15 protein-coding genes and 1 tRNA gene are annotated in these 15,176 nt (G+C 51.9%); 3 read left to right on the top strand and 13 right to left on the bottom strand.

Annotated features, from left to right (window positions below; translation table 11 throughout):
• Nucleotides 1-18: 18 nt before the first annotated feature.
• A tRNA-Lys gene (locus tag Q0L28_RS05735) sits at nt 19-91 on the bottom strand.
• A 61-nt stretch (nt 92-152) separates the two neighbouring features.
• On the opposite strand from Q0L28_RS05735, the gene bcp reads away from it, so the two are divergent.
• Nucleotides 153-626, top strand: coding sequence for a thioredoxin-dependent thiol peroxidase (gene bcp / locus Q0L28_RS05730; RefSeq protein WP_296632809.1), 474 nt, complete (start codon nt 153-155; stop codon nt 624-626).
• A 15-nt stretch (nt 627-641) separates the two neighbouring features.
• Here the strand turns inward: bcp and Q0L28_RS05725 are convergent, their stop codons facing one another.
• Nucleotides 642-1,046, bottom strand: a complete 405-nt coding sequence (locus tag Q0L28_RS05725; RefSeq protein WP_296632807.1) for a hypothetical protein — start codon at nt 1,044-1,046, stop codon at nt 642-644.
• Between the two features lie 171 nt (nt 1,047-1,217).
• On the opposite strand from Q0L28_RS05725, the gene Q0L28_RS05720 reads away from it, so the two are divergent.
• Nucleotides 1,218-1,466, top strand: coding sequence for a WhiB family transcriptional regulator (locus Q0L28_RS05720; protein WP_296632858.1), 249 nt, complete (start codon nt 1,218-1,220; stop codon nt 1,464-1,466).
• A 75-nt stretch (nt 1,467-1,541) separates the two neighbouring features.
• On the opposite strand, the gene Q0L28_RS05715 is transcribed toward Q0L28_RS05720, so the two are convergent.
• From Q0L28_RS05715 to Q0L28_RS05700, 4 genes are read right to left on the bottom strand one after another with little or no spacing between them, the layout of a single operon-like run.
• Nucleotides 1,542-3,011 carry a sensor histidine kinase gene (locus tag Q0L28_RS05715; RefSeq protein ID WP_296632806.1) on the bottom strand — a complete coding sequence of 490 codons (1,470 nt, stop codon included), beginning with the start codon at nt 3,009-3,011 and terminating at the stop codon, nt 1,542-1,544.
• Nucleotides 3,012-3,854 (bottom strand): P-loop NTPase, encoded by an 843-nt coding sequence (locus Q0L28_RS05710; protein WP_296632803.1) that lies wholly within the window; start codon nt 3,852-3,854, stop codon nt 3,012-3,014.
• A complete protein-coding gene (locus Q0L28_RS05705; RefSeq protein WP_296632800.1) occupies nt 3,847-4,473 on the bottom strand; it encodes an SAF domain-containing protein in 627 nt (208 codons plus the stop codon). The genes Q0L28_RS05710 and Q0L28_RS05705 overlap by 8 nt, the downstream gene beginning before the upstream one ends.
• A 20-nt stretch (nt 4,474-4,493) precedes the next feature.
• Nucleotides 4,494-4,994 (bottom strand): hypothetical protein, encoded by a 501-nt coding sequence (locus tag Q0L28_RS05700; RefSeq protein ID WP_296632798.1) that lies wholly within the window; start codon nt 4,992-4,994, stop codon nt 4,494-4,496.
• Between the two features lie 140 nt (nt 4,995-5,134).
• Between Q0L28_RS05700 and Q0L28_RS05695 the strand changes: the two genes are divergently transcribed.
• Nucleotides 5,135-5,593 carry an Rv3235 family protein gene (locus tag Q0L28_RS05695; protein WP_296632796.1) on the top strand — a complete coding sequence of 153 codons (459 nt, stop codon included), beginning with the start codon at nt 5,135-5,137 and terminating at the stop codon, nt 5,591-5,593.
• On the opposite strand, the gene secA is transcribed toward Q0L28_RS05695, so the two are convergent.
• From secA to ahcY, 7 genes are all read right to left on the bottom strand, one after another.
• Complete coding sequence (secA, locus tag Q0L28_RS05690) at nt 5,590-8,262, bottom strand: preprotein translocase subunit SecA (protein WP_296632857.1); 2,673 nt, start codon at nt 8,260-8,262, stop codon at nt 5,590-5,592. The two genes, Q0L28_RS05695 and secA, sit on opposite strands and share 4 nt — an antisense overlap.
• A gap of 100 nt (nt 8,263-8,362) precedes the next feature.
• Nucleotides 8,363-8,998: a ribosome-associated translation inhibitor RaiA gene (raiA, locus tag Q0L28_RS05685; protein WP_296632795.1), complete on the bottom strand. Its 636-nt coding sequence runs from the start codon at nt 8,996-8,998 to the stop codon at nt 8,363-8,365.
• Between the two features lie 49 nt (nt 8,999-9,047).
• Nucleotides 9,048-9,476: a phosphoribosyltransferase family protein gene (locus tag Q0L28_RS05680; RefSeq protein ID WP_296632793.1), complete on the bottom strand. Its 429-nt coding sequence runs from the start codon at nt 9,474-9,476 to the stop codon at nt 9,048-9,050.
• A 263-nt stretch (nt 9,477-9,739) separates the two neighbouring features.
• Nucleotides 9,740-11,416, bottom strand: a complete 1,677-nt coding sequence (locus Q0L28_RS05675; RefSeq protein WP_296632791.1) for an LpqB family beta-propeller domain-containing protein — start codon at nt 11,414-11,416, stop codon at nt 9,740-9,742.
• The gene (gene mtrB / locus Q0L28_RS05670) at nt 11,409-12,995 is read right to left on the bottom strand and encodes an MtrAB system histidine kinase MtrB (protein ID WP_296632788.1); all 1,587 of its coding nucleotides are present in this window, start codon (nt 12,993-12,995) and stop codon (nt 11,409-11,411) included. Before mtrB ends, Q0L28_RS05675 begins: the two co-directional genes overlap by 8 nt.
• Nucleotides 12,996-13,673 carry an MtrAB system response regulator MtrA gene (gene mtrA / locus Q0L28_RS05665; protein WP_296632785.1) on the bottom strand — a complete coding sequence of 226 codons (678 nt, stop codon included), beginning with the start codon at nt 13,671-13,673 and terminating at the stop codon, nt 12,996-12,998.
• A gap of 26 nt (nt 13,674-13,699) precedes the next feature.
• Nucleotides 13,700-15,175, bottom strand: a complete 1,476-nt coding sequence (gene ahcY / locus Q0L28_RS05660; protein ID WP_296632781.1) for an adenosylhomocysteinase — start codon at nt 15,173-15,175, stop codon at nt 13,700-13,702.
• Between the last annotated feature and the right edge of the window lies 1 nt (nt 15,176).

The following is a 15,176-nucleotide window of genomic DNA, read 5'->3' as shown; positions in this document are numbered from 1 at the left end:
TATTGGCGAGTCAGTTTGTGCACCCCCCGGGACTTGAACCCGGAACCCACTGATTAAGAGTCAGTTGCTCTGCCGATTGAGCTAGAGGTGCGTGTTTCGCAATAAGCGCAACGAGACAAAACATTACCACAACAACGCCTAGAATCGAGCGTATGAGCGCAGTTGAAAAGCTAGAAGAGGGCTCGAAAGCCCCAAGTTTCAAGATTCTTGACCAAGACGGCAACAAGGTTTCGCTTGCCGACTTCAAGGGCACCAAAGTTGTGCTCTATTTCTACCCTGCCGCAGCAACCCCTGGTTGCACCAAAGAGGCCTGCGACTTCAACGACAGCCTCAACCCATTTAAGAAGGCTGGCTATGTTGTGCTTGGTGTTTCACCAGATGCCCCAGAAAAGCTTGCCAAGTTCAAGGCTGCCCAAGGCCTCAACTTTCCGCTACTAAGCGACCCAGAGCTTGCCGTGCACGAGGCATACAGCGCCTATGGCATGAAGTCGATGTATGGCCGCGAGTATGAAGGTGTGATTCGATCAACTTTTGTGATCGACGAAAAGGGCAAGATCGCCCACGCGCTTTACAACGTGAAGGCCACCGGCCACGTAGCCAAGCTTCGCGGCATTCTGGGCATCTAAAGCCCGATCATTTAGCTAGTCTTCGGTCTTTTCCATCGTGGCTGCGATTGTGGACTTTTGAAAAAGCAGCACCAAAACCAATGCACTCGGCAAAATCAGCGCCCAGCCGATTGCAGCATTTCCAAACTGGCCGGTAAAACTGCCCGTTGCCACAGCCAATTGAACCAACTGCCAAAACAGTGCCCCGCTGCGAGCCCAGCGCTTTCCTTTGGATAGCGCCAAGGCCACTGAGATAACCCAGGCACCGGCTGCTGCCACCAGAACAACAAGTGCAATCAAGGTGACCACACTGCGTGCCTCACCGGTTAGCAGGCCCACCAGCATGCTGCCAGCCAAACCCAACACAAACAGGCCTTCTAGCCCCACGAGGGCCGCTACCAAGCGCAGGCTGACTGGCTTTTCGGCCTTTTGTTTGCTCATAGTTCCTCAAATTGGGTATTGCCAAACGGGGCTGGGTGTGAAACGATTTTCAAAGGAAAATTCGACTGAAATCGCTGTTCAAGCGTATGACAACTTCGATTAATTCCAACAATCTCCGTTCGGCTTTGTGCCGAAGTAACACCCAATACAAAGGAATAGCTCCATATGGACATGCAGTGGCTGAACCAATCTCGTTGCCTAACCGAAGACCCAGAACTTTTCTTTCCGGTAGGAAACACAGGCCCTGCAGTAGACCAAATTGATCAAGCTAAAGCAGTTTGTCGCGAATGTGGTGTGGCAACTCAGTGCCTTGAATATGCAATCAAAGAAAACCAAGACACTGGCGTTTGGGGCGGCCTAAGCGAAGACGAGCGCAAGTCACTAAAGCGCAAGTACGCTCGTGCACGCCGTGCTGGCTAAACCTGCCGGCTAAACCAAGCCTCTAAAAACATCAAAAGACCCGTCCATTCGGACGGGTCTTTTTTGTGCTCAAACTTACAGAGGTATTGAAATGGCAACTCTTGCGCCACCCTCGTGCGGTGACGACCAGTGAATCGATCCGCGAAGCTCACCCTCAATCAGGGTGCGAATAATTTGCGTGCCAAGACCGCTGCCAACTTGGCCATCGGGCAAACCCTTGCCGTTATCCGAGACGGTGATCAAAAGTTGCTTTTGCTTGCGCTCGGCGTTGACGGCAACCACACCGCTGCGATCTGCCAATCCGTGTTCCACCGCATTGGTAATAATCTCGGTTAGCGCCACCGCCAATGGTGTTGCAATCTCACTTCGCAGCTGACCAAACCGGCCATCCATCAAAGTCTTGATCGAGGTGTTCATGCTTGAGGCAACCTCGGCAGCCAACATCAAAATTCGGTCGAAGACCTCATCGAAGTTAACATCCTGAGCCAGCCCCTCAGAAAGGGTGTCGTGCACCAACGCAATTGCCGAAACGCGACGCATCGCTTGGTCAAGGTTTTCTTTAACTTCTTCGCTCTTTGAACGACGTGCCTGCATGCGCAACAAACTTGCCACTGTTTGCAAATTGTTTTTCACTCGGTGGTGAATCTCGCGGATGGTCGCATCCTTAGTGATTAGCTCACGCTCTTGTCGGCGCAACTCAGTCACGTCACGGCACAGCACGATCGCACCGATTCGTTCATCGTGTGACTTGAGTGGAATCGCTCGCACAGTCAGCGTCACGTTGCGTGACTCCATGTCGGTTCGCCAAGGTGCGCGGCCGGTCAGCACCAGTGGCAGCGACTCATCAACGTTTCGACCCTTAAGCACCGGGGTTGCGGCTGTTGCCAGCGACTTGCCCTCGAGCTCACCCAAAATGCCAAGGCGGTTAAACGCCGACAACCCGTTGGGGCTCGCAAAGGTGACATTGCCATCGACATCGAGTCGCAACAATCCGTCGTTGGCACGCGGTGCACCGCGACGTGGGCCGGTTGGGTTGCTGAAATCTGGGTAGGCGCCATCGGCAACCATAGCCAGCAAGTCGTTTCCGCAGCCAAGGTAGTTAAGTTGCAAACGGTTTGGTGCTTTTGCTTCGGATAGGTTGGTGTGCCGAGTTATGACCGCAATTGGATGTTCGGTGGCCTCATCCGACTTGGTCGACAATCGACGACGCACCGGAATAGCGCTGAGCCGAGTTTTGATTCCATCGGAACTTTGCACATTTACATCAACGGCCTTGCCGGTGGTGAAAGCTTCGTGTACCGGGGCAAGCCATTCTTTGCGAATTTCTTCGCCAAAGATGTCGCGGTAGAAGATTGTGGCTGCACTTGATGGGCGGGCGTGGCCGCCGGCAACAAAACCACCTTCTTTGGTTGGCACCCAAAGCACTAAGTCGGCGAACACTAGGTCGGCAACCAATTGCCAATCGCTAATTAGAAGGTGCAGCCACTCAATGTCGGCGCTGACCGCCCGACCTTTGCTTCTGATTAGCTCACTGAGTGTTGACACCTAAATGAGTTTAGCCACGCGCCTATCAAGGTCACTGCGCTCAGCCAAAATTTGGTTGCGCACAAACAGCGCGATGGCCTGCCTCGCCGAGGAACTGCGCTTCGCCAGACTCAATGGCATTGAATCGCGCAGGGCCAAATCGGCAGCTATCGGATCATCTGGAATGTAGCCAGAAACAGAGGCCTGGGCCAACCGGGAAAGCGTCTCGGCGATCTGCTGTTTGGCCGAATTGCCAAGCACGGTGTTGCGCAAACGATTTACCAAAATGTGCTGTTGCCCGTCGATCTTGAGAGACTGAAGATTTTCTAGCTGGGCCAGATATCGATGAACGCCAATCGGGTCGGCGTTCACAACAGTTATCAATTCGTTAGCGCTGCTGGCCAGCCAGCGAGTCAGCGCATTTCGCTCCAAACCGGTTTGAAAATGTCGCAGCCCAACTTCCAGCGGGCTCGCTAGATCACAAACAATGAAATCAAAATGTGCACTCGCCACCAGCAACACTTGTTCAACTCGATCGGTGGTGAGTTCAGGCCAACGCGATGGCGTGCTGAGGCCGGTCATCAAGGTGAGGTTCCTGGTTCCCGTTGAATAAGTGACGCTCAACCGAAGTAATTGCTCAAGATCAAAACGCTCGGCACTCACTAAGCGACAGGCGGCGGCAATTCCGGCTGGGTGATCGGTTAGGCCCAGCATCAAATCCAGCGAAGGCGAAACTACGTCGGCATCCAACAGAAAGACCGAATGATCGGCCTCGGCTATTTCAGCAGCGATTGCCAAAGCAAGTGTTGAGCGCCCTGCTGAACCGGGTGGGCTCCACACCGAGATCAAACGCGCATTAGCCATCGGCAAATGTTGGTCTCAAGATTAACGAGATTGAAGCCCCCGAAGCCTTTGCTTGCAAAATAGGCCCCACTGCTTCGGTTGGCACCCAAAGCTCGACTCCAGGTTTTGAATCGGCAAACATAGTGTTCTTTTCAAGCACCTTGGCAACCTCTGCGCCAAGTACTAATCCAAAGGGCTCGCCAAAATTATTCTCTGCATCTAACGGGGTGACCCACACATCCACCGATGCTCCACCCACTAGCCCTGTTGGAAGATCCATCTCAGACTCGACTACGACTGGAACTCGAGAATCAATTACAGCACTTGCCAACATGCTTCGTGGAATGAGCTGCCCTGCGCGAATTGGGCCAAGCAAATATGAACCCACTGGCAACTCGCCCGAACGAAGGTACATGGAATTGCTTGAGCCAAGATTCACCGCAATCAAATTTGCTTGCGAGTTTGCTAGCGTGCTGCCAGCGGGTAAGTCTTCAGCAGCAATTAAATATTCTTCGGTTTTGTTATTCGTTTGAATTACAAAAACTACTGCGAGCATGGAAACCAAAATCAAAAATGTAGCAAGCAAAAGCTTTTGAAATCTCTTGCGCTGTGGTGAAAGAAGTTTTCTTGTTATTTGCATGCCTTGATTTTGCAGACGAATCAAAAATCGCCATTTAACTTATCCACAGATTCAATCGATAGTTCTTGAATGCTTTGGATGGGCACGGCTACAAGGCCACCTTCGGATGGGTCAACCAGGCAAATTAGATTGCCAACCAAGCCAACTATTTGACCCGCTCGTTGGTGCTCAATAGCGCCTAGAACCCGCCATTTTGCTGGGTTTGGCATGGGTGTTGCACCTAAAAACTCAACGAGAGTTTTGTTCAACTGGCGCACTTTTGGTAAGTCTTCGGTTAATTCATGGACGAACCTTATGTTGCGCACTGCATGAAATGGCATCACATGCCAAATTGGCACCAGCAGGTCTAGTCCGGCAACAAAATCCGTGGCAATTATTGGTGCAATTAATTCACGCTGCAGGCTATTTGCAGTTTTCACAATCACCAAGTTTGTTGAATCAAAATTCGAAATCGATGCGTTCGACATGTGCGCATTTGCAAACTGTGCTTCAAGATCTTCAAACAGATTTTCAAAATTCATAACGGCATTTTGATGAATGTTTAATTTCCGGTAAATAGTTATCCACATTTTGATAATTGCTCTTGTTTACAAAATCATTTTCCAAATATATTCACAAATGGACACAAACGTGTTTGTACGAACAGTCGCTCGGGGGAATTATGGAAAAGGCAACAAAAGCTACAAACCAGACCAGCGCAGCAAAACAGCGCAAGCACACAGTTATCAATCCACTTGAATCTGAAGAATTTTTCGGTCAGCAATACAACAGCACTTCAGAATTGCCCGACCCTGAGTCGCGAATCAAGGTAATTGCCACCGGGGTTATCGAAGTTATCAAAGGCATGCGTTCCGCCGAACAACTAAGCCGCGACTTGACCGAAGATGCATATATGCAATTGCAATACGAAGTGGCCAAAGAGCAGCGCCAAAGAACCAAGGCCGGTCAAAAAGCGAAATACATCTCGTGCACTTTTAGGAATCTAATGAAATCATCGCCCCGCGATGGAGTGGTTGAATCAGTAGCTTTGGTTAGCGTGGCAAACCGACTTCAAGCCGTGGCCATTCGGCTCGAAGGTATTAACCATAGATGGCGAGCGACCTCGGTTCGATATATCTAAGACTTGAAGAAAGAGCTACCAGCTTCACCTTGCTCAGGCTTTTGCTGAGCCGGTGCTGCTGGTGGCTGCTTCGGGGCACGCAGCTCAGAGCCACTGTGCACTTCGGCAGCGCCATCTTCGTTAGGAGCGGTGTAAGTCAACTGAGACTGGTCGATAGTTGGCTGTGACGGGGTCACCTCAACTTCGATGTTGAACATGAAGCCAACCGCTTCTTCCTTAATCGCGCCCATCATCTGCTGGAACATCACGTAGCCCTCACGCTGGTATTCAACCAACGGGTCACGCTGTGCCATGGCACGAAGACCAATTCCCTCTTTCAGGTAATCCATCTCATAAAGGTGGTCACGCCACTTGCGGTCAACCACTGACAGCACAACGCGACGCTCTAGCTCGCGCATTGCCGACTCACCGATCTTCTCGGTGCGCGCAGCGTAGGCAACGCGAGCGTCACTAACTAGTTCCTTGGTCAGCCAATCCTTAGTTAGACGAGAACGGTTGCCCGCTTCTGCCAAAACTTCTTGAATCTCTAGACCAACCGGGTAGATTGCCTTGAGCTCTGCCCAAAGTGCTTCGAGATCCCAGTCAGAACCAGCGTGGTCTGAGATGTGACCGTCAACAATTGCGCCAATCGCATCAGCCAAGAAGCCATCCACGCGAGCCGCGATGTCATCGCCCTCAAGAATGTGGCGACGGTCGCTGTAAATTGCCTCACGCTGGCGGTTAAGCACATCGTCATACTTCAGCACGTTCTTGCGAATCTCGGCGTTGCGGCCTTCAACCTGTGACTGCGCCGAAGCAATCGCACGGCTAACTAGCTTTGACTCGATTGCTGTGTCGTCTGGCACACTTGCGCGGTTCATCAGCGAGCTAGCAGCACCTGAGTTGAACAGACGCATTAGGTCGTCGGTTAGCGATAGGTAGAAACGAGACTCACCCTTGTCGCCCTGGCGGCCGGCACGACCACGCAACTGGTTGTCGATGCGGCGAGATTCATGGCGCTCGGTGCCCAAAACGTAGAGTCCGCCAACCTCAAGAACCTTGTCGGCTTCTTCTGCAACGCCCTGCTTGATGTTGGCAAACTCGGTTGCCCAAGCCGCTTCATATTCTTCTGGGGTTTCTTCGGCGTTCAAGCCACGCTTGTTCAAAGCATCAACGGTTAGGAACTCGGCGTTTCCACCAAGCATCACGTCGGTGCCTCGACCAGCCATGTTGGTTGCCACGGTGACGGCACCCAGGCGACCAGCCTGCGCAACAATTGCTGCTTCGCGAGCGTGGTTCTTGGCGTTCAGCACTTCGTGACGAACTCCTGCCTTAGCCAAAAGTTTTGAAAGGTACTCGCTCTTCTCAACGCTGGTGGTACCAACCAAAACTGGCTGACCCTTGGCGTGACGCTCAGCGATGTCAACGACAACCATGTTGAACTTGATTTCTTCGTTCTTGTAAATCAGGTCTGCTTGGTCGATACGAATCATCGGCTTGTTGGTTGGAATCGGCACAACACCCAACTTGTAGGTGCTCATGAATTCGCCCGCTTCGGTTTCAGCGGTACCGGTCATGCCCGAAAGCTTCTTGTAAAGACGGAAGTAGTTCTGCAGGGTTACAGTTGCCAGAGTTTGGTTCTCGGCCTTAACCTCAACGCCTTCTTTAGCTTCAATTGCCTGGTGAATACCCTCGTTGTAGCGGCGGCCGGCAAGAATACGACCGGTGTGCTCATCCACGATTAGAACTTCGCCGTTCATCACAACGTAGTCTTTGTCGCGCTTGAACAGAGCCTTCGCGCGAATCGAGTTGTTCAAGAATGAAATCAGCGGGGTGTTGGCCGACTCATACAAGTTGCCAATGCCGAGGTAGTCTTCAACCTTTTCGATGCCAGGCTCAAGAATTCCAATGGTGCGCTTCTTCTCGTCAACTTCGTAGTCAATGACTGGCTGAAGTTTCTCAGCAATCTTGGCGAACTCGGTGAACCAGCGGTTGGCTTCTCCGGATGACGGACCCGAGATGATCAGAGGCGTGCGAGCCTCGTCGATCAGAATCGAGTCAACCTCGTCGACAACTGCGAAGAAGTGACCGCGCTGAACCATGTCGGCCTGCTGCCATGCCATGTTGTCGCGCAGGTAGTCAAAACCAAACTCGTTGTTGGTTCCATAAGTAATGTCGGCAAGATACTGCTCGCGTCGCTCGGCAGGGTCTTGACCAGAAATGATGCAACCGGTGGTCATGCCAAGGGCACGGAACACGCGACCCATTAGGTCGCTCTGGTAGCCAGCCAAAAAGTCGTTAACGGTAACCACGTGCACACCGCGGCCAGCAATTGCATTTAGGTATGCCGGAAGGGTTGCCACAAGGGTCTTACCTTCACCGGTGCGCATTTCTGCGATGTTGCCAAGGTGCAGAGCTGCACCACCCATCAACTGAACATCAAAGTGGCGCAATCCGAGGGTTCGCTTTGAAGCTTCGCGAACGGCAGCAAAGGCCTCTGGAAGCAAGTCATCTAGGCTCTCGCCGGCAGCATAACGCTCACGCAGAACCGTGGTCTCGTTGCGAAGTTCATCGTCGGTCAATCGAGCGAAGTCCTCTTCAAGGTGGTTCACTGCGTCGGCATAATTGCGAAGCTTGGCCAGAATTCGGCCTTCGCCAGCGCGCAGGATTTTGTCGATGATTGATGCCAAGATTGTGCTCCAGACCGTTGATTGGGACTTGTTCAATCTTAGGCTAGAAGCCCCGACCCATAAGGGCCGAGGCTTCTATCGCTGGGTTTGCCAGCAAACTCTAAGCGAGCGTAATTACTCCATAATTCCAACCCTTGCGGCGGTAAACCACGCTGGCTTTATCGGTCTCTGAGTCGTGAAATAGGTAGAAATCGTGCCCAATTAGCTCCATGTTGTAAAGCGCGTCGTCCACGGTCATTATCTGATCGGCAAACTCCTTGCGGCGAATAACCACAGGGCTTTCGCCCAGGTCGGTGGCGGCAGCCTCATCCGAGGCAACTTCACCGGCTTTTGCCTTGCCTAGCAGCACATCGCCATCAACGGCATGAATGTCGAGCTTGGCAAAATCATTAGCGGTCAGCTCGCTGGTGCCCACTGAGCCGTGACGGCCATGGTGCACCTTGCGGCGGTCGGCTGCCCGGCGAAGACGCTCTGAGAGCTTGCCAAGGGCAATGTCGAAGGCGGCAAACTTGTCGCCGGCTTGGGCCTCGGCGCGAACAATGTTGCCTGGTTCATAAACGGTTAGCTCTACCTGATCTTCGATTCCGGCAGATTTGCTGTGGTCATGTCGGGTCACCTTAATTTGAAGGGACTCTACTTTGTGGGCTAGCTGTTCAACCTTGTGCGTGCGATCGGCAACATATTGGCGAAAGCGGTCTGATACCGCGAGGTTTCGGGCTGTGATTTTGACTTCCATGATGACCTCCGTCTGCAGGCTACTTTGCCTGTGTACTGAAAGGTACTCCTTAATTTGCAAACCCGTTGCCAATTTTGCGAATTGTCTCGGCAAAAGTTACAAAAAAGATTGGCAGCCCGCCGGCTTGGGTCACAGCTCGAGCCGCCTCGTTCAGGGTGGCACCGGTCGTGACTATGTCATCCACCAAAATCACTGATTTGCCTCGGATGGCTTCGCTTGCTTGCATGCTGTGCATCACGTTGGTGGCACGCTGCTCTCGCGTGAGAGCGGCTTGGTCGGCAATTTCTGCGACGGGTTTAATGGCACTGAAATTTGCTAGGCCACATTGCTTGCTCAATTGGCGGGCTATCACCTGTGCTGGTTGAAAACCCCGAGTGGCAGTGGTTCGCTTTCCACTCGGCACAGGAACCAAAATTGCATTAATTTGCTTCAGGCTTGTCAGCCGCGGTGCAATTAGCGATGCAAAATATTTTGCCAAGGAAGTTTGTCCGCGCTCTTTAAACTCGAAAATAAGTTTGGCGGCTTCTTCGGAATAAGAAGTAGCGGCAAACCCGCTGAGAGTTTTGCGGCGAATATCAAAATCTCGGGCGCTGAAATTATTTTCGCAGTTTCGACAGATCGGCGGCCCGCTCAAACCGCACAAGGCACAACCACTCGGCAGCAATAAATCGAGCAGTTCCATTCGCCAATTTTGACGTTGGTATTACCCCATAAAGTCCGATGACAAAAAGTTGTTGAAAACTAGTCACTAGAAACGTGAATGGCAACAACGTCTTCCCTAAGTGGCATCCATGATGAATTTCTATAGAAGTAAAGTTCTCCATCAATCGTATGCACGTAGAAACCATTCACGCTGCTCGTGCTTGCAATATTGGTCGCGCCTGCAACAGCTGGCAATTCAAAGCTCGCACCGCCGAGAGTCGCGATTATCGGAGTGACCATGTTGTTTCCGTCATCGTGCAGCATCGCAACCGTGGAATCCTTCAGCCAAACCGCTTTGCGAATCGATTTTCCGTTCAAGAACGGCTCAATGGCATCACCGAGGCCAATTGGCACTCCGTTTTTATCGCGAATAACCACTGCCGCATAAACCGAACCGCCAGCACTGGTAAGAATGACACGCGAACCCTCTGGGCTCAATGAGAAGCCGGCTCGCGAGCGGCCATTAAGCCAACCGCTGTAGAAACCCACCGGTTCACCATTGGCGTTGAAAACCGAAACCGGCTGGTCTTTGTCTTTTGGCACCGCCCAAATAAAGCCAGAAGAGTCAATGATTGGCGCCAGCAAGCGCTTGGCTTTGAGCAGCAATTGCGGCGCGGTTCCAACTCGGGATGTGTTGTAGGCATAAAGGCCAAGCCCATTTAAGAACACAGCACGTTTGCGATCTGAAGTGATGGCAAAGTCGGATGGGCTTATTGCTTTCATCGGAGTGTTAAATTCACTCAGGGCCATGGAGTTGCTGCCGCTGAGCTCAATCAAGTTGCTGTTTTGCAATATCACTGGCTGATTGGCGAATCCAAATCTATTTGGGTTGGTGAAGGCGAGGATGTCTTGCGGTGCTCGTTCAATCAGCAGTTGCACCGAAAGCACATTGCTCAGTTGCATCAGAGTCTCAGTTATTTGCGCCATCATAAATTTGCGTTCGCTGGCAGAAGCTTGCAGGGCCGTATTTGAAAGGTCCACGGTGGCAACACCATTTGCCACTGCAACCGCACTAAGTGAAAGTTTCGTTCCACTTGGAATTGCAGTTTTCACACCTGGTCGAAGCCAGCTTGACGGCCCATCTAGCAACGCCGCAATGAGTCGAGTGCTCGTAGAGGCTCGGGATGGAAACCATCTCAGGTCGGGCACTAGATGTTGGAATTGGTTGTCGAAGAAATACAACGAGTAGCCGTGGAAAATAACATCAAACACCGGCTGAATGACCATGGTTAGATCTGGTGCGCTCGCGATGCGCCACTCGTCGGCCTCAAGCGCGAGTTTATAGTGAAGTTCTCGAGTGGTGCCATTTGGTAATTGCGTGTATTGCCCTTGGGCATCGACCTCTGCCTTGACTTTTAACTTCACGGTTGCGCCGTAGGCGTTATCAAAGGTGATCTCTGGTCGGCCCTCTTGAATCAACACATTTTTGTTTGGCACCCAGTTGGCTTTGAGATCAGAACTCAAATATTCACGAGCGGTGGCGTAGTCATTTTGCGGACCGGTTCCGGCATTTAGAAATCCCGCCAAAATTTCATCCGGAGTTGAACCAGCAACTGGGCTGCCCGGTGAGTAGTAAAGGTAATCACTCTCTAAGCCTGATTGAAGGTCTGGGCCAATTTGAATTTGGCCATCTCGAGGCAATTGCGCGCAGCCGGTGGTTGATGCCAGCAACAGGGTTGCAATTATCGCAATCCAGGTTTTTAGAAATTTAGGCATCTTGCTTGCCCTTCTTGAGCGGCTTAGGCGGCAAAGGCAATGGAGACTGTGTGAATACAGCCCCCTGACGCCTTGGCAAAGTCAATCTGAAGGATGCGCCTTCATGCGGCTTTGCCCAAACCTGCAGCCAACCGTTGTGCAGGTGAGCGTCTTCGAGTGAAATCGCCAAACCAAGGCCGGTTCCGCCAGTGGTGCGCTTTCTAGCCGGGTCTGCGCGCCAGAAGCGGTCAAAGACTCGATCAACCTCGGCACGAGTCATGCCAACACCGTTATCGGTAACACTGATGGCAACCGCATGTTCATCAGCACCAACCGCCACCCGAATTGGCTTGCCCTCACCGTGTTCGATTGCGTTGGCCAACAGGTTTCTAATTAGGCGCTCAATGCGTTTGGCATCAATTTCGGCCTCAACTTCACCACTGCCAATTTCAACCAGAATTTGAGATCCTTTGCTCACCGCTAATGGCTCGAGGCCTGCAATGGCCATGCCAACAACGCCATTCAGGTCTTGCATTTCAAATTCGGCCGCAACCGCACCCGCGTCATAGCGTGAAATTTCGAGCAGGTCGTTGAGCAAAACTTCAAATCGAATGATTTGATCGTGCATCAACTCGGCCGATCGTTTTGCGGCCGGTTCCAGCTTTTCGCGACTAGCAAAAATCACATCGCCGGCAAGCTTGATGGTGGTGAGTGGTGTGCGCAGTTCGTGGCTAACGTCTGACACAAAGCGCTGCTGCATTTTTGAAACCGAAGCCAGTTTTGTAATTTGGGTCTGCAGTGAATCAGCCATGCGGTTGAAGGATCTGGCCAAAGTCGCAATAACGTCTTGGCCGCGCTCAGTCAATCTTCGATCAAGCGCACCTTCGGCAATTTGCTCTGATACATCGGCGGCCACCTTCACCGGTTTTACCAACCAGTTGGTCACGAAGAAACTCACCGCACCAATCAGCAAAATAAGAACTAGGCCGCCCACCGCAAGAGTGTTTTGCATGAAGTCAAGAGTTTGCTGCTCGCGCTGCAAATCAAAAACAAGATAAAGCTCATATTTTCCAGCGATTGGAATTTCCAGCGGTGAGCCGACCACGATGCCAGGGTGCACAGATCCATCAATCATTGGAATTCCAATTGACTGGTAAATCAGGTTATTTGCTGCGGCTCGAACACGATGTTTGAAATCCACCGGGATTATGCCGACGTCAAGGTCTGCTGAGATTGGGCTCTGCAAAATTAGATTTGAGCCTTGTTCTGGGGTGCGCAACATTGCAACTTTGCGGGAACCCGAAGTGTCAGTGGATTCAAGCGTTGGAATCACGGAGTTAAGCAAAGTTTGCAAAGTGATTTCATCGGTAACCGCAGATGCCGAAAATGTGTTTTGAACCTCTACAACGCCGCGTTCAGACTCGGCAAGAATCTGATTTAGTCGAGTGTTAAAAAGACCGTTACCAATTGAGTAAGAAAGAAAACCACCAACCACCACGAAGGCGATAGTGCCAAGCGCAACGGTAGTGAAAACTGCACGCACCTGAAGCGAGCGCCGGAATAATCCGAGCGCCCATTCAAAGGCGGCGCGAACCTTCACTTAGTTCTGGCCAGCCTTATAACCAATGCCGCGAACGGTGGTCACAATTTGAGGGTTGTCTGGATCGTCCTCGATTTTTGAACGCAAGCGCTGAACATGAACGTTCACCAATCGGGTGTCGGCTTTGTAGTGGTAACCCCAAACGGTCTCAAGTAGCATCTCGCGGGTGAAAACCTGCTTTGGTTTTAGCGCCAAAGTTAGCAACAGGTTGAACTCAAGTGGAGTCAGCGGAAGCTTTTCGGCGCCACGACGAACTTCGTGGCCAACGATGTCTACGGTCAACGGGCCAATCTCAACTTTTTCTTCGCTGGCAGATGCGATTGGGCGTAGGCGTGCCTTGATGCGAGCAATTAAAACTACTGGGTCGAAAGGCTTCACAACGTAGTCATCTGCGCCGGCCTCGAGGCCACGCACAACATCGTCGCTCTCTGTTTTAGCGGTGAGCATGATGATTGGAGTGCCAGAAATTGCGCGAATCTCACCGCAAACTTCAATGCCGTCCTTGCCAGGCAACATCACGTCTAGCAGCACTAGATCTGGTTGAGTGGTTTGAAAAACCTCAACGGCGCCGGTTCCGGCATCGTGATAGGCAACCTCAAAGCCCTCGGCTTCAAGAATGATGCCAACCATTTCTCTAATCGAGCTCTCGTCATCGATTAGCAAAATCTTGTGCGCCATGAATTTCCCCTGTTTCCGTGTTGCTTCTAGTAGCGGTAGTGGTCGACCTTGAAAGGACCATCAACAGACACGCCGATGTACCTAGCTTGGTCAGAAGACAACTTAGTCAATTCAACACCAAGTGCGTCTAGGTGCAAACGCGCTACCTTCTCATCGAGAGACTTTGGCAGGATGTGCACACCCAGCTCGTATTGTTCAGGCTTCGAAAACAGTTCAATCTGCGCCAATACCTGGTTGCTAAATGAGTTGCTCATTACAAAGCTTGGGTGGCCGGTGGCGTTACCCAGGTTCATTAGGCGACCCTCGCTCAGAATCAAGACTGAACGACCATTTGGCAAACGCCATTCGTGAACCTGAGGTTTGATTTCAACCTTTTCAATGCCCGGGATGCGGTTGATGCCCGCCATGTCAATTTCGTCGTCGAAGTGACCGACGTTGGCTACTACGGCAAGGTGCTTCATCTGCAACAGGTGCTCAGGCTTGATGATGCCGGTGTTGCCGGTTGCAGTTACAAAGATGTCTACTTCAGCAATTACCGATTCAAGAGTGGCAACCTGGTAGCCATCCATAGCAGCTTGCAAAGCACAGATTGGGTCGATTTCGCTAACGATTACTCGAGCGCCTTGGCCGCGAAGTGCTTCGGCCGAGCCCTTGCCAACATCGCCATAGCCTGCAACGAAGCAAACCTTGCCGCCAATCAAAACATCGGTTGCGCGGTTGATGCCGTCTGGAAGCGAGTGGCGAATTCCATATTTGTTGTCGAACTTAGATTTGGTAACCGAGTCGTTCACGTTGATTGCCGGAAACAACAACTCTCCGCGCTTGTGGAATTCATAAAGGCGGTGAACACCTGTGGTGGTTTCTTCGGTCACGCCAATAATCTCGCGAGCAATTTTGGTGAAGCGATCAGGTGTGCTTGCAATGCTGCCGCGCAGCAAATCAAGAATCACTGAATATTCGTGGCTGTCGTCGACAGCAGTTGGTGGCACAGAACCGGCCGCTTCAAATTCGGCACCCTTGTGCACCAAAAGCGTTGCATCTCCGCCGTCATCCAAAATCATATTTGGGCCAACGTAGTTTGCGCCCTCTGCTGCTGCTTCTGCAGACCAGTCGAAGATGCGGTCAGTGCACCACCAGTACTCCTCGAGCGATTCGCCCTTCCAAGCGAAAACTGGGGTGCCCTTTGGCTCGGCTGGCGAACCGTTTAGGCCAACCACTACAGCCGCGGCCGCTTCATCCTGAGTAGAAAAAATATTGCAAGAAGCCCAGCGCACCTGCGCACCAAGGGCAACCAAGGTTTCAATCAATACTGCGGTTTGCACTGTCATGTGCAACGAACCAGCAACGCGGGCACCCTTTAGCGGCTGGGCGGCAGAGAATTCGGCGCGCAATGCCATTAGGCCAGGCATCTCGTTTTCGGCCAAACGAATTTGGTGACGACCGGCTTCTGCCAAAGCAAGGTCGGCAACTTTGAAATCAAAAGTGGTTAGAGTCTGAGACATT

It is taken from the genome of Rhodoluna sp. (genome assembly GCF_024639375.1).
GTDB lineage: Bacteria > Actinomycetota > Actinomycetes > Actinomycetales > Microbacteriaceae > Rhodoluna.
This window is presented reverse-complemented; position numbering and strand designations above follow the sequence as displayed.